Annotated in this window: 16 protein-coding genes and 5 pseudogenes; 13 read left to right on the top strand and 8 right to left on the bottom strand. The window is 54.5% G+C overall.

Features of this window, described 5'->3' with window-relative positions; translation table 11 throughout:
- Positions 1–18 precede the first annotated feature (18 nt).
- The 3 genes and pseudogenes from HPS36_RS15430 (at position 19) to HPS36_RS15425 (ending at position 5,407) form a co-directional block, all read left to right on the top strand.
- Positions 19–1,455 carry an ATP-binding protein gene (locus tag HPS36_RS15430; RefSeq protein ID WP_173230880.1) on the top strand — a complete coding sequence of 479 codons (1,437 nt, stop codon included), beginning with the start codon at positions 19–21 and terminating at the stop codon, positions 1,453–1,455.
- A gap of 265 nt (positions 1,456–1,720) precedes the next feature.
- Positions 1,721–1,870: pseudogene (locus HPS36_RS16910) on the top strand (RNA-guided endonuclease InsQ/TnpB family protein); the annotation flags it as partial.
- Positions 1,871–2,062: 192 nt separating this feature from the next.
- Complete coding sequence (locus HPS36_RS15425; protein WP_173230879.1) at positions 2,063–5,407, top strand: PAS domain S-box protein; 3,345 nt, start codon at positions 2,063–2,065, stop codon at positions 5,405–5,407.
- Positions 5,408–5,622: 215 nt separating this feature from the next.
- Here the strand turns inward: HPS36_RS15425 and HPS36_RS15420 are convergent.
- Positions 5,623–5,962, bottom strand: a pseudogene (locus HPS36_RS15420) (ISH3 family transposase); the annotation flags it as partial.
- Entirely contained in the window at positions 5,961–6,335 is a 375-nt protein-coding gene (locus HPS36_RS15415) for a hypothetical protein (RefSeq protein WP_092563063.1), read from the bottom strand. The gene HPS36_RS15415 and the pseudogene HPS36_RS15420, both read right to left, overlap by 2 nt.
- Positions 6,336–6,716: 381 nt before the next feature.
- Between HPS36_RS15415 and HPS36_RS15410 the strand changes: the two genes are divergently transcribed.
- From HPS36_RS15410 to HPS36_RS15375, 8 genes and pseudogenes are all read left to right on the top strand, one after another.
- Entirely contained in the window at positions 6,717–6,953 is a 237-nt protein-coding gene (locus HPS36_RS15410) for a hypothetical protein (RefSeq protein WP_092563060.1), read from the top strand.
- 436 nt (positions 6,954–7,389) lie between these two features.
- Positions 7,390–7,803: pseudogene (locus HPS36_RS15405) on the top strand (BlaI/MecI/CopY family transcriptional regulator); the annotation flags it as partial.
- 13 nt (positions 7,804–7,816) lie between these two features.
- Positions 7,817–9,517 (top strand): DUF2254 family protein, encoded by a 1,701-nt coding sequence (locus HPS36_RS15400; RefSeq protein WP_173230878.1) that lies wholly within the window; start codon positions 7,817–7,819, stop codon positions 9,515–9,517.
- Between the two features lie 268 nt (positions 9,518–9,785).
- Positions 9,786–10,451 (top strand): nucleotidyltransferase domain-containing protein, encoded by a 666-nt coding sequence (locus HPS36_RS15395; RefSeq protein WP_241991817.1) that lies wholly within the window; start codon positions 9,786–9,788, stop codon positions 10,449–10,451.
- Positions 10,444–10,932, top strand: coding sequence for a hypothetical protein (locus HPS36_RS15390; RefSeq protein WP_137717180.1), 489 nt, complete (start codon positions 10,444–10,446; stop codon positions 10,930–10,932). Before HPS36_RS15395 ends, HPS36_RS15390 begins: the two co-directional genes overlap by 8 nt.
- 418 nt (positions 10,933–11,350) lie before the next feature.
- Positions 11,351–12,289 (top strand): P-loop NTPase family protein, encoded by a 939-nt coding sequence (locus HPS36_RS15385; RefSeq protein ID WP_137717181.1) that lies wholly within the window; start codon positions 11,351–11,353, stop codon positions 12,287–12,289.
- A 2-nt stretch (positions 12,290–12,291) separates the two neighbouring features.
- Complete coding sequence (locus tag HPS36_RS15380) at positions 12,292–12,609, top strand: hypothetical protein (protein WP_137717182.1); 318 nt, start codon at positions 12,292–12,294, stop codon at positions 12,607–12,609.
- Positions 12,606–13,262: a ribonuclease H-like domain-containing protein gene (locus tag HPS36_RS15375; RefSeq protein ID WP_137717183.1), complete on the top strand. Its 657-nt coding sequence runs from the start codon at positions 12,606–12,608 to the stop codon at positions 13,260–13,262. Before HPS36_RS15380 ends, HPS36_RS15375 begins: the two co-directional genes overlap by 4 nt.
- A 525-nt stretch (positions 13,263–13,787) precedes the next feature.
- Here the strand turns inward: HPS36_RS15375 and HPS36_RS15370 are convergent.
- A complete protein-coding gene (locus tag HPS36_RS15370) occupies positions 13,788–14,336 on the bottom strand; it encodes a winged helix-turn-helix domain-containing protein (RefSeq protein ID WP_137717193.1) in 549 nt (182 codons plus the stop codon).
- 380 nt (positions 14,337–14,716) lie between these two features.
- Between HPS36_RS15370 and HPS36_RS15365 the strand changes: the two genes are divergently transcribed.
- Both HPS36_RS15365 and HPS36_RS15360 read left to right on the top strand, forming a co-directional pair.
- The gene (locus HPS36_RS15365; protein ID WP_137717184.1) at positions 14,717–16,879 is read left to right on the top strand and encodes a type B DNA-directed DNA polymerase; all 2,163 of its coding nucleotides are present in this window, start codon (positions 14,717–14,719) and stop codon (positions 16,877–16,879) included.
- Positions 16,880–17,707: 828 nt separating this feature from the next.
- Positions 17,708–19,177 (top strand): orc1/cdc6 family replication initiation protein, encoded by a 1,470-nt coding sequence (locus HPS36_RS15360; protein ID WP_173230877.1) that lies wholly within the window; start codon positions 17,708–17,710, stop codon positions 19,175–19,177.
- A 642-nt stretch (positions 19,178–19,819) separates the two neighbouring features.
- Here HPS36_RS15360 and HPS36_RS15355 read toward each other — a convergent pair.
- From HPS36_RS15355 to HPS36_RS15330, 5 genes and pseudogenes are all read right to left on the bottom strand, one after another.
- Positions 19,820–20,143, bottom strand: a complete 324-nt coding sequence (locus HPS36_RS15355; RefSeq protein ID WP_137706893.1) for a hypothetical protein — start codon at positions 20,141–20,143, stop codon at positions 19,820–19,822.
- A 117-nt stretch (positions 20,144–20,260) separates the two neighbouring features.
- Entirely contained in the window at positions 20,261–20,662 is a 402-nt protein-coding gene (locus HPS36_RS15350; protein WP_235681782.1) for a MarR family winged helix-turn-helix transcriptional regulator, read from the bottom strand.
- A 160-nt stretch (positions 20,663–20,822) separates the two neighbouring features.
- Positions 20,823–21,320, bottom strand: a pseudogene (locus HPS36_RS15345) (hypothetical protein).
- Positions 21,313–22,002, bottom strand: a complete 690-nt coding sequence (locus tag HPS36_RS15340) for a nucleotidyltransferase domain-containing protein (RefSeq protein ID WP_199241203.1) — start codon at positions 22,000–22,002, stop codon at positions 21,313–21,315. Before HPS36_RS15340 ends, HPS36_RS15345 begins: the two are co-directional and overlap by 8 nt.
- Before the next feature lie 173 nt (positions 22,003–22,175).
- Positions 22,176–22,367, bottom strand: a pseudogene (locus HPS36_RS15330) (DUF955 domain-containing protein); the annotation flags it as partial.
- Between the last annotated feature and the right edge of the window lie 218 nt (positions 22,368–22,585).

Raw genomic sequence — 22,585 nt, 5'->3', positions numbered from 1 at the left:
GCGCCTACAGTAGTATGTATGTCTAGACTGCGAGGATCAGCCGCGGTCATGACACTTGGTGGTCTGCTATTGACCCTATCCGTTAGCCACCATGTACGAGAGATTGCTGTACTCTCTACTCAACTTGGACCGATGATCGCACTATTTTTAGACGGGAGCCTCAGTCTCGGATTAATATACGCAGGATACTGGCTTCGTCAAAGAAATCTGACCGCTACTACCGAATGGTCTGTTGGTATTTGGACGATTTTTGGTGGTCTTGTAGGAGCTACGATTGCAGGAATAACACTTACAGTCGAGGTAATTGAGGGTCGGCCGCTCGTAGAACCACAGTTTAGGCTGTTAGTTTCCGCGGGTGGTGGGGCGTTAGTACTGTTTACTGCCGGATACTACGCAGCCCGCCAACAAACGCTCAATCACCGATACGAAACCCTGTTCAATAACACGATTCAGATAACTGGTCTCTTACGATTAGACGGAAGCATCATCGAGATCAACGACACCGCACTGGAATTTGGTGGTCTTGAGCGTGATAACGTCGTTAATGAGCAGTTCGACGAGATCTCGTGGTGGACGCACTCTGAAGAGGTCAAAAAAGGTATTCAAGATGCGATAGCACAAGCAAGAGATGGTGGGTTTGTTCGTTACGAAACTGAAGCGAGGGGAGCTGATGGTCTTCGAACTATTGAGGTTTCAGCGAAGCCAGTTACTAATGAGAACGGTGAGGTCATACAGCTCATCGTGGCTGGCTACGATATAACTGACAAACAACGGCAGAGAGAACACCTTCGAGTTCTCCACCGTCTGATGCGTCATAACATGCGAAATGATTTGATGAAAGTAAATGGCTGGACACAAATGGCTGCGACAGCGGTTTCTCGTGAAGAGCGCATGTCTCACGCAAATAGAGTTAAGAATATCTTGGATTCATGGGAAAAAATGACAGGTGAACTGAAAGAAGTCCAAAAGTTGATCGAATCAGAATCCGGAAAGCCAGATCATAAGCTTCCAGGTGATTTCTTACCAGATATCGTTGAGTCCCAACAATCTAAACATCCTGAAGCAGATATCTCGTTGACACTAGACGCTCCATTCACCGGACGCATCCCAGTGTATGTACAGAAAGCAATCATCGAAGCAATTGATAATGCCGTGGCGGCAAGCACCGAAGAGACGCCAACAGTAGGTGTGACCGTAGCTAACACCGATAACAATTGGATCAAAATTACGATTGCGGATGATGGGCCCGGAATACCACCAGCAGAGGCTGCGGTATTAGAGACAGGCCAAGAATCAGCATTAATGCACGGTAGCGCCCTTGGAATCTGGAAAATTCGGATGGCAGTCAAGCAAGCGGGCGGCAACATCTCTGTGGATGATCTCAGTAACGGGACCGCACTTCAGTTTCAACTCCCAAGCAGAGGTCAACAACAACAATCTCTTGCCAGAGTGTGATTGTGGGACCCTTCGACGCAGTCGCTGGAACGTGTCACGTCTACTCGGTGAACTACCCCACCCTACTCGCTCCCGCTGGTCGCTCCTTGAGGAAGGGGGCTTACCGCCTGTATTCTGCTAACCCCACTCCCTACTGCGCTACTTCGTCGCTTCAATTTCTGCGTTGCTCCTTGAAAAAGGGGGATTAGCGCCTAATTCCACCTTAGCATTCTCGCCGGTTAAAATACGAGTTCTTAGCTTCGTGGATTCCCTTTTGAGCTCGGTAGAGTACTTTCGACAAAAGGTACTCCCGAGTCTCGCCACGGATGGCGGCGATAGGGATAACGGCTGGTTGGCACAGCCAGCGGTTCACCTGTTTGACCGCAGCGAGGGCAGTTTCGCCCCGCGAGAACAGGTCGTGAACTGCGAACCGTAATATCCCAACTCAGCGGTGCGGTGCCGTGGGATTCCCGCGTCTTCAGGCGTGGGAGGATGTCAATTAGTCTGAGGACCGGCTAGATCTGGACGAGTCTTGTATCAACCTCACAGTAGATGGAAAAATCGGCTGAGTATCCCGAATGAAAATTTCCTCCGAAATGCTATATGTGTCACCGCTTAGTTATCATACATGATTGAGTCAACAGGCGTTTCGGTTCTTCTCGTTGATGATGACCCCGCTCTCGCGGGACTAACAGCCGATATACTCTCTGAACAGGAGAGCCAATTTGCTGTTGAAACAGTAACAAGCGCCAGCGAAGGGCTGGATCGACTCGCCACAGATAACTTCGATTGTATTGTGAGCGACTACGATATGCCCGGCCAGAACGGTATTGAGTTCCTCAAAACAGTGCGCGAGGAAGATCCCGCCTTGCCGTTTATTCTTTATACAGGCAAAGGTAGTGAAGCGGTCGCAAGCGATGCGATCGCTTCCGGTGTGACAGACTATCTACAAAAAGACTCTGGAACAGCTCAGTACACGATCCTTGCCAATCAGATTCGAAACGCCGTAGAAAGACATCGCCATCGAGACCGTGCCCAAGCGACTCGCGACCAGTTGCGCCAAATCATCGATATGCTCCCACAGCTCGTCTTCGCTAAAGACGAGACCGGTGAGTTTCTGCTAGCAAACGAGGCCACTGCCGACGCGTATGGGACCAGCGTCAATAACCTCGAGGGTGCTACAGACGCCGACTTCGCAGACTCCAAGGAGCAAGTTAGCCAGTTCCGCTCCGACGATCAGGCCGTTATAGCGTCTGGCGAGCCTAAACAAATTCCCAAGGAGACGTTGACGACCGCCGATGGTGAGACACGGCTCTTGGAGACGACAAAGATCCCTTACGACCCGGTAGAAACCGACAGCAACGCTGTGCTCGGGATCTCAACAGACATCACCCAACGTAAAAAAAGAAAAACCGAACTAGAGATGCAGTCCGCTGCGATGGAAGCGGCGATGGACGGTATCTCGATCCTGAACGAGGACCACGAGTATATCTACATGAACCAAGCCCATGCCGATATCTTCGATTACGAGGCCGGTGAACTCCTCGGCAGCACCTGGCGACGACTGTATGGCGACGACGAGATCACACGGATCGAACGGGACGTCTTGCCAGTAGTCGAAGAGAAAGGTGAGTGGCGAGGCGAGACTGTGGGTAAGCGACGCGACGGGACCACAGTCTCTCAAGAGATCACGCTCTCACTGCTTGACGATGGCGGTCTTATCTGTACAAACCGGGACATCACTGAGCGCAAAGAGCGCGAGCAGAAGATTAAGCAGACGAATACTGTTCTCCGTACAATCGTCGAAAATCTGCCGATGGGGGTGCTCGTCGAAGATGCCGAACGTGACGTACTCATGGCGAATGACCTACTGGGCGAAACACTTGGCAAACCTATCGATAGTGACCAACTTGTTGGGCGTGACTGTGCCGCGGCGGCTGAAGAGCTCAAAAACCAGTTCGCCGATCCTGAGGGGTTTATCCAAGGCATAGCAGATCGGATTGAACGCCGGGAGGCGGTTCAAAACGAGGAGCTCACCCTCGCAGACAATCGCGTTGTTGAGCGCGATTACGTGCCGTACACCCTGCCAGAAGGTGAGGCGATTCTGTGGCTATACCGTGATGTAACAGAACGCAAGCAGCGAAAGGAGGAACTTGAACGGAGCAGTCAGTTTCTGCGAGACACACAGGAAGTCGCAGCTGTCGGTGGTTGGGAATTTACTATACAGTCAGAGTCTTTGCGATGGTCGGATGAAATGTACCACATTCACGGAGTGTCACGGGAGACTAATGTGACATTCGAAGACGCAATTGAATCTTATCATCCGGAGGATAGAGAGACCCTCGAAAAAGCCTTTAACGGTCTCGCAACCGAGGGCGATCCGTACGAACTGGAGGTTCGGATTCTCACAGTGGAAGGTGATGTGCGGTGGATAAGCGCCCTTGGAGAACCAGAGTATGAAGATGATAAAATCGTCGCCGTGCAAGGGACGTTCCAAGACATCACTGAGCGCAAGGAACGCGAGCAGGAGCTTCGGATGGTCCGTGAGCGGTTTGAACGATTTGCCGGCAATGTCCAAGACGCGTTTTTCTTATTACCAACTGATTACTCAGAAACTAAGTACGTAAATCCGGCAGTGGAAACAATCTACGGGATTACACCTGAGGAGGCCTACGATGACCCGACGGCTTGGCTCCGGCACGTCCATACCGATGACAAGGACGAGCTGCTCAAAAATCTGGAGGCCCAACAAGATGGAACAGTAGAGTGGCCAATCGAGCAGGAGTTCCGTGTCAACCATCCCAACCGTGGGGTACGCTGGGTACAGGCCCGCCTCGACGTAATTACCAACGAGAACGGTGATCCGTTTCGGATTACCGGTGTCACGACCGACATCACCAGACGAATAGAACGCAAACAGCAGTTGGAACAACAAACAGAGGAACTGGAGCATTTGGCGAACAAATATGAATCACAGTACCGAACGCTGTTCGAGGAAGCCCCAGTGATGACGGTTCTCACTCGATCTGAGGACGACCGGCCGATTATTGAGGACTACAATAGCCAGTTCGTCGAGACACTTGGATACGATGCGGACGCAATAACCGGCAGCAAACTCACAGAATTCTACACACCTGAGTCGGAAGAAGAATTACAATCTGGAGGATATAGTCGATCGATTAACGGTGAGTTCACTAGAGAGAAACGCAATCTAGTGGCTAACGATAGTGAGGTAGTAGAGGCTCTCTTGCGCTCGGTTCCACGTCGTACAGCAGACGGTGAGATCATCGGAACGGTAGCAATGTATATCGACATTACTGAACGTGAGTCGGTTAAACGCACAAACAAACGACTAGAGGAGTTCACAAGTGTTGTTTCACACGACTTGAGAAATCCACTACAAATCGCTACGGGGGGAATTGAAATGGCATCCATAGAGTGTGACAGCGACTATCTGGATGAGGCAAAAAAAGGTCTCAACCGGATGGAGACGCTGATTGACGATCTCCTGATGCTAGCCCGTGAAGGAAAAGAAGTAACCGACGCACAGCCGTTCGATCTCGCCACGATGATTAATGGGTGCTGGGAAACCGTTGACACAGGCCAAGCAGCATTATTCAACAATATCGAACGGAGTATACTTGCAGATAAAAGCCGCCTCAAGCAGGTGTTTGAGAACCTGTTTCGAAACGCAATCGAACACGGCGGATCTGACGTGACTGTGACGGTCGGGGAACTTGACGACGGATTCTATATTGAGGACGATGGTCCGGGTATTTCGTCCGAGGAATATGATGACATCTTTGAGGCCGGGTACTCGAAATCGGCAGACGGAACCGGATTTGGGCTGAGTATTGTTGAAGAGATTATCGCCGCTCATGACTGGCAGATTCGTGTCACAGGCGGGAGTGACGGTGGAGCTCGATTTGAGGTTATGGATGTCGAATTTGAGAAATCATCAGGGGAGGTGTGACCTCCTCCCCGTCGTAAACAGTAGTTGCCGAACCTCACAAAGCACCCTCAGCTAGCTGTTTCTGAAGCCTGAGCTCTGTGGCGAAGCGGTTGTGCTGGGTGGCCTTGACGAGAAAATCTTCGACGAACTGACGCAGAGCTGTCGCTGTCGGCGGCGACTGCCGCCGACGCGACAGCGTCGCCACTCATGACGAAGGCTAGCCCTGTCGGAGAGTAGCGAGTAAACCGATCGTCTGGTGGTCGATTTGGGGAGACGGCCCGACGCGTCGCGAGGGCCGTCCACGCTGCCCGTTGAACCATATTGATGAACTCCTTGAACGACCACTTCCAGAGGCGACGCCCCCCCACGGCGGGGCGTCGCCACGTACTCCCAGTGTAAATACCGCCAGACGTTCTGTAACAACAAGCTCACCACGACGTACAGCAGCCGTACGACCGGATTTTGTGTTGAGGTCGTCGCAATACTTTGTTTAGAGAGTCGATAGCTCGTGTCGATACCGAAGCGTTTCGCGTGGTGGTATCGAGCATCTCGTGGTGAGTCGATGAACGGCGCGTCAGTCCTTGCCACTGCCAGAACGTTCGGCCTTCAGCTGTCGAACCTCCCGTTCCACGTCGAGATCGTCCAGATCGTCGAACCGGACGATCAGCGTCTCGTCCTCACCAGCGTTCGCGTTCCGCCCATCGTTGTCGGCCGTGTCGACCTCGTTGGCGGTTGTCGGTTCGTCTCCGCTAGTCTCTCCTCCCGAAAGCCGGGCGTCGACCCGACGGACGAGTACGTACGTCGTGGCTGCAGTTCCAGCGGCCACGGCCCCGTAGGCGGCCAACAACGCCTCAGCACCGAACCGAGCCTCCAGCACTGGCCCTGCGAGCCACGCGAACACACAGACACCGACAAGAAACGCCGTGGCGACAGAAACGGCTCTGCTCATGTGGTGCGCTTCGGCGTCACCGGACAAAGCCCTTCGCTCGCCGAGTGCCGGTCCGTGGGCCTATCAGCACGCGGTCGAGAGGTTACACCGTTGATCGTCCGTGTCTATTGTTCGAGGATTAAAACATCATCTCGAGTGTTATACCCACTGATGATTTCTAACCAACAGATCGGTGTATAAAGACCCATCACAGAGGAATTCGTACTCTCTGACGTTAACCAACAGGGGTAGATAAGGGCGGTTTTGTTGGTTAAGCGGCCCTGTTGAGATCCTCAAGAGATAATAGGTTTCTGGGGATGTGCTAAATATAGAAACTTCGTCTCACAGGGTATTTTGCGAATCGCCAGTCATCTATATGATACTCGTTCTCGTAGTTAGCTCATGGTAGTGGATGTGCTCACGACGATAGAGGAGCTGTTAGGAGAGGTTCAAGAAGATATGGACAACCCGGACGCAAGTTACAAACTGAGGACTGCGAGACAACTTCTTAGTGTGCTTGAACAGCGTAACGAAGACCTAAGTATGGCAGTCAGCGAAGCAGTCTCCGACGATGAGTTGCTCGACCGGCTCCGTGAGTTAGATTATATACAGCCAGCAGTTGACGACTTCGCTGGATAGGATTGGTACGTGCTCGTACTGTTGGCGAACCTACCTGGTTGATAGATAGTACACGGCCGATTCGCACTCTATATTCAGCAAATGGTTGACGACAGATCGCCGGTTGAGGGTTTTAATAGAACCAATTCGACACGTACGCACGACTCGGGTTTGAGGAGGTAGGGTGTGCGTCAGTGGGGGTCGATATCGGTGGCCTCCTCCAGCCGCTCGACGCGTTCGCGCAGTTCTTCGAGGTTGGGATCCTCGGCCCGCGCATCCTCCAGCGGGCGGACATCGGTGAGTGCGTCGTCGACGCGCTTGTCCTCGGCCTCGCCGCCGAGGTAAAGATCGCGGCGATCCTGGTGGAGGCTCCGGAGCGTCGACTCAGCGATGCCGGTGTCGTCGGCGACAGTCGCGAACGACTCACCGCGGTCGACACGGGTGAGGGCCTCCCGGCACCGACAAGCAGCTCTATCAGATTGCTGATGCCGCCGCTGGCGACGCTCGTCTCGCGATCGGGATGCTTCGCAGCGCAGCCAGCACAGCTGATCGCGAAAATCACGAAGAGATCACCAACGACATTCTCAGAGACGCTGCTGAAGATGCTCGGGCCCAAATCAAGCAGAAGAGTCTCGACTCGCTCACACCACACCAGCGGGTCGTCTACGATATTGTTCGCGACCACGGCCCGCTTGGACCCAGCGAGATTCACGACCGGTATACTGAGGCGGTCGACGATCCGCGGACGAAGCGCACCGTCCGGACCTACCTTTCGAAGATGGCACAGTACAATCTCTTGGAAGCAGAAGGGACGAGTCGAGACCGCAAGTACTCACTCGTTGATTCAGCAGCTGCGTCGCCGGTTTCGTAAAATTTGGTGAGCTATGAACCGAAGATCCCTATTTTTCTGGGTTGCTTTCATTGGATTGTGGATTGCTGCTATTGGAATAGCAATATTTAGCAGCCACACTCCAAATCAACAGACAGCTCGTAGTATTTTGAGCACGCTGGCAAGAGTACAAGCTGGTATCTTCGCGATTGTATTCTCCATCGTCATTTTGGGAGTACGACTCTCTGCCTCACGGTATTCCCCACGGCTTGCGAAGAGTTTCAGCTCAGATTCCACATACCGAGTGACAGTTGGGGTTTTCGCATTTTCTATCGCGATCGACATCTTTGGTCTCTTTGTTGTGGGGGCAGTTTCCGATGCTACCCTTAGAGTCGTACTCGCGTCATCTGGTATTCTAGCGGCTGGCTCATTCGTTTCTCTCTACGGATTTATGAATCAGATACTAGAGAGAACGACTCCCGAGGGGATATTATCGCACATCGAAGACAAGCTAACGCCAAAATCGATGCTGGAAGAAGCTGAGTTATCAGCCGACGACGCAGCTCACCCAGATCCATTTCAGACGCTTATCTCTGTAATCAATTCCACAATCGAAGAGCATGATCGGGCGAGTTCCGCACTAGGCCTCTCAATCTTCGGAGACCGAGTTTCAGCGCTTATCAAGCAGAATGGGAAAGCCGAAGAAGACTCTCCAGTTGATCAGACAATAGAATACGTATGTAAAGACCAACTCCCCCTGATTCTGGAGCAAGCGGTTAATGAGGAACTGACTGAAACAGCTATACAATCTACTGAGACAGCAGGGACGATCGGGGAGGCGGCAATTAAGGAGGATTCCAATCGAGCGGTTGAACACGTAGTACGGGGGCAAGCCGGCTTAATCGATAACCTCCCCTACGAGACAAATGTGGAGCGAGTTCGAACGGAAGTTATCGAGACCTCTCAAGAACTAGTTAGTGCGGCAGCAGAAAATCAAGTCTATACTGGTTCCGCAGTTAGTGCTCGATTTCTTGGCTGGACAGCCGCTTCATCCATTATGAAACGGGATATAGAGGATGGTCGAAACCAAAGTTACACTTCCTTGTTGATTCGCCACTTTCCAAGCCTCATCTCAACGGTTGCTGAATCCGATATGGAGGTAAATGATCTAACTTACCATCAGTGGCTCCGAGCACAGAACAGCGAGCACGTTGAGCCGGTGACCCCTGTGGAGCAATTGATTGGTAGTGTATACGGTTCAATGGCAGAACTAACATCGGCAGCAATCAGATATGAGCTCAAGACAGGACAGCAGATCGTAAGGTGGGAGAGTGTGGCTAGTGGCTGGTCTAGTGGTCTCGATTCTCTCACCCAGATGAACTTAGACGAGATGGCACAGCTTTGGTTCGGAACGACGCTTTATTTGGAGTACATCGCCCGAGAGTCGTCTTCTGACATCATGTCTGGATTTGACTCGTATGGACGTCACAGAGTCACTCGCGACATCGGTGAGGAAACCGTTGAAAAGATTCAGGACGGTCGCCTCGACCCGACTGCTCGAATTGATTTCATACCGGGAGGGGTTGATCCCATTAAACATCCACTCACCGGCCACAAAACACCGATACTCCAAGACCCCGACCGGACATTTACAGAATGGATTAATACTCAACCCTTCATATTCCGAGGGAGACGTTTTGGACGGGTTGGTGAGCCCCCTACTGATGAAGACTTAGATGGAGGAGTTAATCAGTAAATTGTACGCCTAGAGACACACCATTAGATAACAGAGTGGAACCGCCATGACATAGAGAGGGGATTCACGAATCTCTCAGTACAAGTGATGAGAACCAGTAGATGGTCCGACTACTCTGCTATTGAACCCTAGCTTACGAAGATGATCGAGGCACGAGTCGGAGAGGCCCTGCGGACATAGAAGACGAACTCAGAGGGCTACAGTCTAGCACGCCGTAATTTGGCCAGTTCACCGCCAGATTTTTACACCGTTTCCTAATAGGAATCGTATGCCTAATAGGAAAGAGTCGATCTCAATAGAGTTACAGTATCCGTTTCCGGAGGATCGGGTATTCCGATACCAGGCAATGCAGGACGTTCTCAACGTTCTCATAGATCAGCCGTATGCGACATACTCGATGAGCGAACTCGCAAGCCTCACAGGGGCAAATAAGGGAACGATCTCAAAGGCGGTGACATTGCTTTCCGAGCTTGATGTCATCGAGATCGCACCAGATGGGCGGACTCAGCAGGTCCAGATTAACCGTGAACGGCTCACAAAACCAGATCCAATTCTCTCGATCCCGCAGAGCGAGTTCCACCAACCAGTTCAGGCATTTCTACAACGACTTCAGGACGAGTTGGATGGATTAGTCGGGGTCGTCCTGTTCGGAAGCGTCGCTCGGGGAGAGGCAGATAGGGCCAGCGACATCGACCTATTGGTGATCGTCGACAAAGACCAAACGGCAGCTCGCCGGACTGTCCAGACGGTTGTTAGCGATCTCGAAGACCAACGGTTCGAAGGGAATCGGTACACGTTCCAGCCGCTTGTCGAATCGACGGACAGCGTCCAACGAATCGGTGATCAACTTCGCCCTCAGTTCGACGGCGGGATCACGTTGGTCAGTTCCGACCAACTCTCCGAACTCCGAACCGAGGTGTATGCCGATGAATGACGATATCCGAGACCAGTTGGGAGAAGCCGAGCGGACCTTCGAGGGCAGTCCCGGAACGATCGAGGAGGGATTAGATGTCGACGACGCGGAGTTGGTCCAACTTCGCCGTGCCTGTCGGCTGCTGGAGGTGGGATCAAATCTCCTCGACCAAGGGTACTACACGGTCGTGATCGAGTCGGCGTTCGTCGCCATCGAGCGCACTATCCAGTTCCGATTGATCCACGATGGGGCAATGTCCGCGGCGGAGGTCATCAGTAGCCACCGCCGACTCTACCAACGTGGTGCCGAGATAGGCCTCTACGACGACGCGTTCGGAGAGGAGCTTGCCGAGCTGTGGAACCGAAACCGAACGAAGACCTATTACAGACTCGGTATCGCAACGAAGGAACAGGCAGAGGCAATGTACCGGCTTGCCGACGATATCCACCGCCACCTCATCGATATGACACGGGTATCACACGAGTGTATCTGTCGAGCCTGACCGGTATGATGCGTTTCCTGGGTCGCGGGCAACAATCAGGACGAATGTCTTCGAGACCAGGAACCGTGTCGGCCGCAGCTTCGACGAACTGTTCGAGTCAAAGCTGCCGTGGCTTCTGTTGTGTCTAATAAAAATATTCTGAATAATCATATTCTAGAATATCATATCTACAGATGTCATCATCGACGGGCTCGGTACAACGATGCTAACTAGCTTAACCAACAAATTGCCGGGGCATACCGAAGTGTTGGTTAATCTGACGATCAAAGGCGACGGCCACCCCGGAAAGAGTCTTGGAAACAGTCTACCACTCCTCAAGATCCGGTGACAGAGTTCGAATTAGTGTCTGGTACATTCCTTTCTGGAAGTCCGGAAGCGCCGCGCCGTCGCTTATTGAGAGCGTGACTAGTTATCGAGTATGGGAGATCACCCACCATCGAACCGAATGGCGGCCGACAAGCCGACACGGGGGGCTGACCGCAATCGGACCTTGGCAGATCAAGCCGATCCAGCCACAGAAGAGATGCTCCTACCGTCACTCGACGACGGCGTCACGTTGCTCGACGTTGACGACGGCCGAGGCGTCCCAATCCTCCAGTCGCTCGTGCTGGACCATCTCCTGGTACACGATGGGCCCGCCTTCTGGGTTGACGCGAACGGCCACGCGACGACGACGACGCTGGCTCAGATCACACCGAGCCAGCGGTTGCTCGACCGGATCCACGTCGCACGTGGATTCACCGCGTACCAGCACTACGGCGCTGTCGACAATCTCCCGACGACAGTAAACCAGAGCATCCAGAAATCGACCGCTGTCACCGACACATCCGGTCGACAGTCAACGGTACAAAACGAAAACTCGTCTCCACACACCCCGTCGCTCATCGTCGCACCGGCTGTCGACGCCCAGTATCGCAGCGATGACACACTCAGGGAACAGCACGCGGAAACACTCCAAGCGAGAACCCTCGCTCGACTAGCGACGTACGCCGACAGCTACGACGTCCCGGTACTCGTTACTCGGAGTACGATCGACGAGTTCACAGTACCGGTCGCGACGGCCGCCAATCACCATCTTGAGTGTGAGCAAACCCGGATGGGGCCGCGACTCGTCGGTGACGAGTTCGAGACACTCGTCTATCCCGTTGATGACGGTGCGTACTACCAGACCACGTTCGCCTACTGGCGACAGCTGCTCGCTACGCGGGCGACACAGGTTGGCCTCGAACCCGCGACACTCCCGTCGTCGACGTCGAGTCCGCCAGGTGTCGGAACAGGCGTGACCGCTGACGGCGAGGCGACATCGCTCACCACAAGTCCGCTCCTCGATGCGTGGACAGCACCTAGGGGGCGCTAACAATGGGACGCACAAACCCGACATATCGGGATGCGCTGCGGGCCATCGAAGAGCGCTGGGCGGAGTTCCGTCGGGCACTCCGTCGTCACGACCAACCACGCTTCGACCGGCTGTTCGAGTACGCTCGCGAACACGCCGACGCGAGCGGGCTGTTGAACCATCAGAATCCACTGGTGCCGGCGCTGTTCAGTATCGATCTCGAACAGGAGGCCACATTGGAAGACCATGGGGAACGCCTCGAAGCGCTTGAACACCGGCTCAACGAACAGAGCACCGATGCGCAAGGACCCGATGGGGAAACCAGCGAGGAACCCCAATGAGTACACTCGCGACGATCGCATTCGACATCGAGACGACAGGGTTTTCGACGACTGACCAGTTGACCGTCGTCGGCTTTGACGCCGAAATCGGCTCGCGAGTGTTCCTCAATACAGACGGGAGTACGTGTGCCTCAGATATCGAAGAACGCGTGAACGACCATCTCACCACGCCAGTGACGCTCTCTGTTCATGACGATGAGAGCGTCCTGTTGGACGCCGTCAAGACGTTCGTCGATACCACGATCGCACAGCGAGATGTCAAACTCGTAGCGTATAATGGGGAAACCTGGAAAGGCGGATTCGATCTGCCATTCCTTCGAACGCGGTTAAGCCATCACGAACGCGAGTGGCCGTTCGCCGAGCTACCGTACATCGACGTGATGGAGGTCTTCTCCTCACGGTTCAATACGAGCGAGAACAGCCTCACTGGAGTGTATGGTGAGCTCGTGGCTTCCGGCCACGGCACAGTCGATCCATTTGGGGAAAGTAGCGAGGCCGTCGACGCGTGGGAGACTGGTGATTTCGAAGCGGTCGTACTCCACAACGTCGCCGATATTCGGCGTACACGAGCGCTGATGGACGTTGCGGAACGGTACTGCTCGAAATCAGACTTTTCGATGAAATCGCTCGATCCGGTGATGGATAGCCAGTGACTCGATTAACGTGGCGTCCGCCTTGTCGTGAACGGTGAGGAAGATATTACGGTGGATTTTCTGCGTCGTTGATCCCATCGAATGTTCCATTCGTATAGACGTATCGCCACCGTTGGAGAATCGCTCGCGTCACAAGACTTGTTTCAGACACGGCAATACAAGATGGGTCGACAGGACGGCTCAGAGCATCGGGGGGTGAATGGAAGTGTCGTCGCGGCGCGTCGGGTTTCGGGTGACAGTCAAACCGAAAATTTCGGTCTCGATCATCTGTGTAGTGTGCGGCGTAGTTCCCGGTGAGACTCCACCGGACGTCTATCCGGGCGGTTGACGCCGCTCCGACGCCGTCGGATAATTCAGCCGAAAGTGTCTGGGGATTCAGCGGATCGTCCAATGACGCGGTCTGGACCAGCGGCTCGAGGTCCACAATCAGGTCTCGGATTTCCCGTAGCGCCCCGGCGTCGATAGGACCAAACACCTCAGACTGTTCGTCTGGCTGAATATGGTGAGGGGGATCTCCGTCGTCACTCATACGACGATGGATGTATCGCCGTTACCATCGTCGTCCGTATCCGTGCCAGTGAGGTGACCAGTCTGACTCACCTCACCGATCGCGAGTGTTGCCTGTGCGAGTGCGAGGTTGCGTCGCGTCGTTTGCCATTCTGTGAGGAGCGCACCATGATCGCTGTCGGCGTCCCCGATATCCAGTTCTCGGGCGAATTCCTCGGGTGAATCAACACCGTATTCCTCGCGCCACGCCTGGATCTGCGACTTCATATCGGCGATGCCGGACGCGATCTCTTCGGGCGTCCGTTCCGCGAGGAGCGACTGGGCGTGTTCGGTGACGATAGCGGTTTCCGACCGTCGGTAGTGTGTCGTCTGACCGTCCTGTGACGTCGTTACCTCACCAGCGCTCTCGAGCGTTCGCAGGTGCTTTCGCGCCGTGGTCGGTGAGACGCGGGCACGCTCGGCGATCTGTGCTACAGACAGCGGATCGTACACACGAGAGATGACTTCGTACACTCGTTCAAACGGCGTCGTCTCCTCGATCCATTCCTCTTCGACGACGTCGTTCACGTCACGGTGTTCGGTACCGCCATCCGGGCTCAGTCGGTGGGGCGGGGACGGCTCTTCGGACATTATGTGCCAACCAACGAGAGAGCGGTATAATAATCTGTGGGGTAGTATATTGTTCACCGAATTCAAGATATGGAGGACTGTCCATAGCAGGCTTAACCAACAACCATCTGTGAAACGGCCGTTCTGTTGGTTAACGCGCTACCGGAGGTTCAGCTAACAAACTCGGAAACAATTCTGGAAGTGGCGTTAACAGAGCGAATCCGCGAGAGTCCGCTGTTTCTGTCTAGGCGATCTCCATTCCCTGAAATCCGGAACAGACACGCCGGCGATTATGCGAGACTCCGGTGTAAAGACGGGAAGGTGGGTGACTTACGAAAATGCCGTTCACAATCGATTTCCTTGACGATGGTCGCGTCCTCGAGTGGGAGGCGACCAACGACGGCGCGACCGCGACCGAACACGACGACTACACGCCCCGTTTCTACGTCGCATCACGTGACCCTGACACCGACATCGATCTTACACAACTTCATTCACTATACGAACGCCATCCTGATGTCGTCGCGACCGAGATCGTATCCCGGCGGCCCGGATTTCGTCGTGACGGCGAGTCCGCTCTAGCTGTCGATGTCGACCACGTCGACCGCGTCACACCGCTTGCGCGACAGGCACACCAACTGATAGCGTACCCCGTTGGCGATCTCGCCTGCTTCAACGTCGATTTCTCACGGGAGTTTCGCTACTGTCTGGAGACGAATCGCGATCCAACGCCGGCGGCGGAACTGTCGATGCTCCGGCTCGATATTCCAGTGACCGAGACAGGCCAAGACACGTACAGCGAGCTCACGATTGCCGGCGAGACTGTTACCGGGTCAGCAGGTGACATCCTCACCACCGTCCAAGCGGCGATCGAAACACATGATCCAGACATCCTCGTCTGCTCGACGAGCGAGATCATCCCGACGCTACACGAGATGGCGACGAACGCCGGCGTCGACGACTTCTCGCTGAGCCGGTGGCCGGATGTCGACTACCAGCAGCTCGCGAGTCACTCAACGTACTCGAGCTACGGTCGCGTCGGCCACTCTCCGGCGCGGTACAACGTGCCCGGGCGGGCGATCATCGACGAGTCGAACACGTTCTTCTACGGGGAAACAAACCTCGACGGTGTCCTCGACCTTGTATCGCGCTCGAAAAAGCCCGTCCAGGAACTCGCGTGGGCATCAATTGGGAACGTCCTCACGGCAATCCAGATCTGTGAGGCCCACGACCGCGGTGTTCTCGTCCCGTGGAACTCCTGGCGGCATGAGTTCTTCAAGCCGACGGGGACGCTTCATGACGCCGACCGTGGCGGCTTCATCTTCGCGCCCGAGGTCGGCCTCCACGAGAATGTCCACGAACTCGACTTCTCCTCGTTGTATCCGAACATCATCTGTACGCGGAACGTCTCGCCCGACGTCATCCGGTGTGATTGTCACAGCGACCGCGACGATGTCCCCGGCCTCGGGTACTCAATTTGTGACGACCAAGGCTACCTCGTCGACGTCCTCCAGCCGATCATCGACGCGCGCGACGAGATCAAGACGGCCATCCGTCACGAGAAGGCTCGGGATGACCCCAACGAGGACAGACTGACGGAACTCGAAGGGCGGTCAGGCGCGCTGAAGTGGATCCTCGTCGCCTGCTTTGGATATCAGGGGTTCAGCAACGCCAAGTTCGGACGTATCGAGTGTCACGAGGCAATTAACGCGTATGCGCGCGAGATTCTCCTGACGGCGAAACAGCGACTTGAAGCTGGCGGGTGGCGGGTCATTCATGGCATCGTCGACTCCATCTGGGTGACGCCGGACCCCGACGTCGACGACGAGGACCGCAAAGATCTCAAGACACTCGCGACGGAGATTACCGAAGAGGTCGAGATCCGACTCGAACACGAAGCCCACTACGACTGGGTGGCGTTCGTCCCGCAGCGCGAGAGTGACGCCGGCGCGTTGACGAAGTACTTCGGGACGGTCGCGGGGGACGACGAGTTCAAGATACGGGGTATCGAAGCCCGACAGCGCTCAACCCCACCGTTCATCGAGGACGTCCAGCAGGATTGTCTCGACCGACTCGACGCGACTCGATCTCCAGACGCTGTACTTGACTGTCTCCAGGACGCAATCAAGCGCCTTCACACTGGAACGGTGCCGGTCAAGCAGCTCGTCGAACGGAATCGTGTCTCCAAGCCGCTGGAGGGATATACACAGAACACACAGAATGTAGCCGCGTTGAAGCGGGCTCAAGAGCAGAACCTCGCCGTCCATCCAGGGCAAGACATCGAGTACGTCGTCGTCGACGACGAGAAAACATCGCGAGAACGGGTCGCGTTGGCTCACGAAGAGATTGAGTCGTACGATGCGTCCTATTACGAGACACAACTCGTCAGAGCTGTCGAGAGTGTGCTGTCACCGCTTGGCTGGGACCGGACGGAGATTCAGCGAGAACTCGTGGAGACGCGGGTGCCAGAGTTGATGGCGTTCGCCACAAGGAACAGTTAACCAACACGGGAGCCATCTAGCATGGATTTGTTGGTTAATACTTAGTCAATGCCTTGGGACAGGGGAGACACAGCATCATGGGTTCCATCCCGTCAGTACACGGCACCAAGGAAGACTGTCGTATCAATCAGTACACGCGAGATCTACGGACGGACAGGCCGAGTGTCTTGGGGCTGGATCTGATAGCAGAAGACCAGACGAGGGAACGTCTTCACCTCACCAGACGGCAAGACGGACATCTTTCGACGAGCCCGACACGATGAGACACACACCCCTCTATCGATGTGTTCCAACTGAGTAGGCGAAACGAGGGAGAAACTCGATTCTCTGCTACAAACCTCGCTGTCGGCAAAGAACATCGACAGCGTCTCTCTATCCCTGGATTATCGTATTCAAGCCCGATGTATTTGTGTCGGGTTTCTAGGGACTTATTGTCGCTGGCCGAAACACATCGAACACATCGATAGAGGGGTGTGTGTGTTTGTGTTATTAGAAGAAGAGAAGAGAAGAGAAGAACCGACTCGAAATGAGTGGCTATGAGATGACGAGGACATTCCTTCTCTGTTCTAAACCGGTACGAGGACTGTATCGACCAGTTAGCTCAAATAAGATCCCGTCACACCCCACCCCGTGAAGACTTCGAACACATCGATAGAGGGGTGTGTGTCTTCGACCGGGGACTGCGAAACACATCGTCATCGGCTACGGCCAATTAACCCATTCTCTCGGGAATTATGCGGTTAACCGGGTATTACAGGTTTCAAACGGCTAATCACACTTCGATAGAGGTGGGGAACCTTTTTCATACAGGCGTGTATCAATTGGCCTATGGGTACTGACGACTCCGATGATCCCGCAGAGAATCCGGGACCGTCGGAGGACGAGGTGACGGCTCAGGCTGAGCTGTCGAGTGCGTCGCAGCCGGAGTCATCGCGACAGGCGTCATCGTCTCATGTCACTAACGGTGACTCACAGCCCGACGAAGGGGCAGATTCCGAGGGGCCATCACAGTCAATCGAGGATATGCTCCTCGAGTTTGACGATCAGGAGGGGCTAATTCGGGACCGAGAGCTACTCGATCCGAATTACGTTGTTGAAGAAGATCGCATCGTGGGCCGTGATGAGCAGCTCCAAGAAGTCACCAAGATGCTTCGGGTTGCCCTCGGCGATAACCGACCGCCAAACCTGTTCCTCTACGGCCCGTCTGGAACTGGGAAATCGCTAATTACGAAGGCAGTTTGTCATAATATCAGCCGTATCTGTGAGAGCCGTGACATCCGGTTTGGCACTGTTGAAGTGAACTGCCAGGATCTAGACACGCTTGGTATCGCCGTGTATGAACTCGTTCAGCAGGCTGCTGATGCGGCAGGAGTCCCTGTTGAGGTGCCAAAACACGGCGTGGCAACGAAAGAGAAGTGGGATGAGCTCTACCGGATCGTCAACGAGCATTTCGACTCTGTTGTGTTTGTCCTCGACGAACTGGACATGCTCGTTGGCCGGCGAGACAAACAAGAACCTGCGTTTTCACGGCTCCTGTATCAGCTCTCCCGGGCAGGGGCAAACGACGAACTGGACGCGTACATCTCCGTCGTTGCTATTTCAAACGACACGAAGATGATGGAATCCGTTGGGAGTCGCGCTGTCAGTTCGTTCACCCCAGAGGACGTCCATTTCGACGACTACGACGCAAACCAACTCCAAGCAATCCTCCGACGGCGTCAGGATGCGTTCCATGACGACGTCGTCGACGATGATGTGATTCCACTCGCAGCGGCGTTCGCAGCACAGACGCATGGTGACGCGAGGAAGGCGATCGATCTCATGCGGGTTGCCGGCGAGCTGGCTGAGCGTGAAGGCGACAACCGCGTTAGCGAAAAACACGTCCGTACCGCACAGGAGAAAGTCGAGAAGAATCGGGTGTTAGAGGTCGTTCGTGGTATCAGCACACAAAAGAAGCTCTGTCTGTACGCAACCGCAGCGGTTGCGTCCCAAACTGACGGTGGGAGCGCCAGGAGTACGACCGGCTATCGTGTGTATCAATATCTGACTGATGCTATTGACACGGATCAGTACCACCAGGAAACGTACGTGAATAAGATGAAAGAACTCACGACGTACTCTCTGGTCGACTTCGAGCGACGGAGCCACGGGCCCAGCTCGGGGATGTTCCTCGAGTTCCAGTTTGGCGAAAGTCCAGGGACAATTCTCGAGACACTCCGTGAAGACTCGCGTATTGAAGCGATTTCTGAAGAGGAGGTTACCTCCGTGGTCAAAGCGCAGATCCGAAACCAGACGTAGACATTTCAGTTATTGATGTGGTCTTTTGCGGCACGGTGTCCCCTGTTTTATGAGACTTTTCCATTATGTCTGATAGACACCCCTCTATCGATGTGTTCGATGGGTGGGCTATCGTGCTCTTCCACCCCGGTTATGAGACTTTTCCATTATGTCTGATAGACACCCCTCTATCGATGTGTTCATCGTGTCGGCTATCGACTCACCCATCCCGCTTATGAGCCTTTTCCATGATTTCCAATAGACACCCCTCTATCGATGTGTTCGATGTGTCGGCTATTGTGCTCTCCCACCCCGGTTATGGGACTTTTCCATTATGTCTGATAGACACCCCTCTATCGATGTGTATCCGAAGTTTGTTATCAGGTCTCACTTGATATCTGAGTAACTCATCCACGGGTGTTTAGTTATTTTCCATTGTTTCCGATAGACACCCCTCTATCGATGTGTGATTCTCCATGAGAGCCGCCAAAACGAACATATTCGGCAGATAAATATCACGTGCTCACCGACACCACCATCCCTCTCGAGTTGAGCGATCGCCATGCGAACTACTCGACCAGAGCCTGTATCGATGTGTTCTCCCGACCCGATCCTCGTCGACACCCCTCTATCGATGTGTACCGGATTAGGGGACAGGAGTGGTCACTCGTCGGGGTCAACCGGCCCTTTATATTTTGACTTCACCGAGCTTCCGGTCCGCCACTGCCAGTAGTAGTAGCGGTTGTCGTTGATCTCCTTGATTGTAATCGTGGCCTTCGTGGGGACGTCATCCGGGAAGTCGTCGGGTTGCTCGTCACTTTCGTCATCACCGGACTCTTCATCGACGTCGACTCCACGAGCCTTATGCGATGCCAACGCCTCAGCGTAGTGTGCGACGTACCGGAGCTGTTCAGGCGAGTAGCTGTTGAGTTTGTCGACCATCTCCGTTGAGAGGTCAGCAGGTGGCGTCGGTGGCTTGTGAGACATCTGCGATCTAGTATTAACCAACAGAGCGCGTAATGACATAGATTTGTTGGTTAACAAGATATCGTCTCGTCACGCTAAAGAGTGCGAATAGCAAACTATTCAGAAATAGACGTGCCGTTAGACGCCGTCCGGACGGGGGGCGTTCTCGTACTTGACCATCTTCTCGGGCTTGTCGGAAATGGTGTCGTAGATCTGCTGGAGCGTCTCCTCCGCAGCGAGCAGGTTGTGCTCTGCCAGGAACTCCCGCCCCTCGTCGGTCAGGCCATAGAACTTCCAAGGGTAGCCCTGCCGGCGATGGTCGTCGTCCAGGGCAACCTCTGTGACGATGCCGGCGTCGATGAGTTTCTGGATGTGCTTGTAAACGGTGGCATCGCTCACGCTGGGGTTGAGCTCCTCAAGCTCGTACATCGAGGGCAGCTGGTCGGGATGCTGGAGGATGTTGTTAATCAGCGCGAACCGCGTCTGTTGGGTGACGAAGTGGACGAGTTTGCGTTGGGTCGTGTCGTCCTTCTCGACCAAACTGGCGCCGATAGCTGCGTATTCGACTGTGAGTGTCAAAGTAGTTTACCCCTGAGTAAACTACGAATCCCAATCTGCTTAACCAACAATATCGTCCTATTGTCTCCTGTGTTGGTTAATAGAACCGACCACCTCCCCACGACTGATAGAGACGCAATCACTACCTTGGTTCCCCGCAGATACACTCGTGTCCCTGTCGGGATCGCCCAATAACGTACGCATGAATCTCGGTGGCGAGTTCGTACATCGCGTCTGTACGCGCTGCTGAGGCGAGCCCATCCTGCTAGTATGTTTTTGCTCGGTGGTCGCGCCAGAGATCAGCGAGAAAGGCCGCTATCGATTCGTCGAACACACCAACTGCTGCCGCCTCGCGGTAGACACCAGGATGTGTGCCAGGGAGATAATCCGGCTGTATCGTGCCTCGTTCGAGAAGCCGGAATTCCACGGTCCGTTCGATAGCCACGAACGATGCTTCGATGACGAGCGTGTAGTAGCTGGCATCCTGTAGTGCCTCGGCGCCGGCCAGCAAGCGACAGGCCTTCCGCAGCTGGAGGAGAGCGGCATCCTCGACATCAAGCCCAGCTTCGATATCTGTTGGGCGGCGGTCGAACGCGGCTTGTACGTTGTCGATGAGCTGGTCGATTCGCGTACTACTCATTGGCGATGACCTCTTTTCGGAGTGAGTCAAGCTGGTCGCTCCCATACACTGTAATGCCCTCCGCGAAGATGTTATGGAGTTTTGACCCGACTCTCCGTGCGCTCTCGGCGGATTCAACATACGGTTCGAACGCGAATCGGTCACCGTCGAAGCGCTCTGATTGGAGTTCTGCGACGACGTCGGTGACCTGTCGGCGAGCTGTCGTCCGGTCGCCATCGACGACGACAAAACAATCGATGTCACTTTGCCGGTCAGCCTCCCCCCGAGCGACACTCCCGAAAATAACGATACCGAGGAGGTTGTCGATGTTGTCGGCGTTAGTGAGCGTAGCTTCTACGCGGGTAACGAATGCCCGAATCGGTGTATGGAACTCCGACTGCGGAATAGCAAGTACCGGATCGTCCTTCTGGAGGCGGTTGGGGTCGATCGCGATGTGGTTTCGTTGTGGCGTCTCTCGAATTCGGATGGCCCCGATACTGTCGAGCAGGTTCACAGCTCGCCAGACCGTTGAGCGGGTGACACCTGTGGCGTCGACAAGTTCAGGAATCGTAAACTCCGTCTCGTGAGCGTCGGCGAGTAGCCGGAGGATGTCGTCTGCGGCACCGATACGAAACACATCAGTATCCTGGTCGGGATACGCATCGATACAGACCGTTATATCCTGTTTTGTAATTTCAGACACTATCTGATATTGCGCAACAAGATATAAACAAATAGCGGCGACACGCAGACAGACGCTCTACCACTCCCCGGGTGATCCGGCTAGGACTCTGTCGGCTCCAGCATGGCTGGCTCGACATTGATTCGGAGGCGATACGTATTGTCGATCGATCCGGTGTCGGGCCGCGTGGGGTCCAACAAGGTCCGATACGAGTAGTCGTGGAAGCGGCTCTGGATGTCCAGCCACTCCTGGAACTCCTCACTAGTCTGCGCGTCGTCGACGCCGGCGACGAGGTCGTCGATCCACTTTTTGATGGTACTGTTCATTTCGTCTGATCGCGTGTTGGTCTCTTCGAAGGAGATCGACGAGTCTCTGGTCGTGGACATCGTGTTCACCGAATCGAGTTCACGGCGACTGCGTCTGTTCAGATCGTGCCGCACCCCTCAGGGGCGTCTAAAAACACATCGCAACAGCGCAACTGACCGGTTCAATCGATTCTGCGGGGGAAATACTCAAAGTACAAATACTACAGATCGGTCACCGATGGGGACTTACGACTGCTCCTACCACCTCTACAAAACGAGGGGGCAGATTGCTTGATGTT

This window comes from Halorubrum salinarum (assembly GCF_013267195.1).
GTDB classification, from domain to species: Archaea; Halobacteriota; Halobacteria; order Halobacteriales; family Haloferacaceae; genus Halorubrum; species Halorubrum salinarum.
This window is presented reverse-complemented; position numbering and strand designations above follow the sequence as displayed.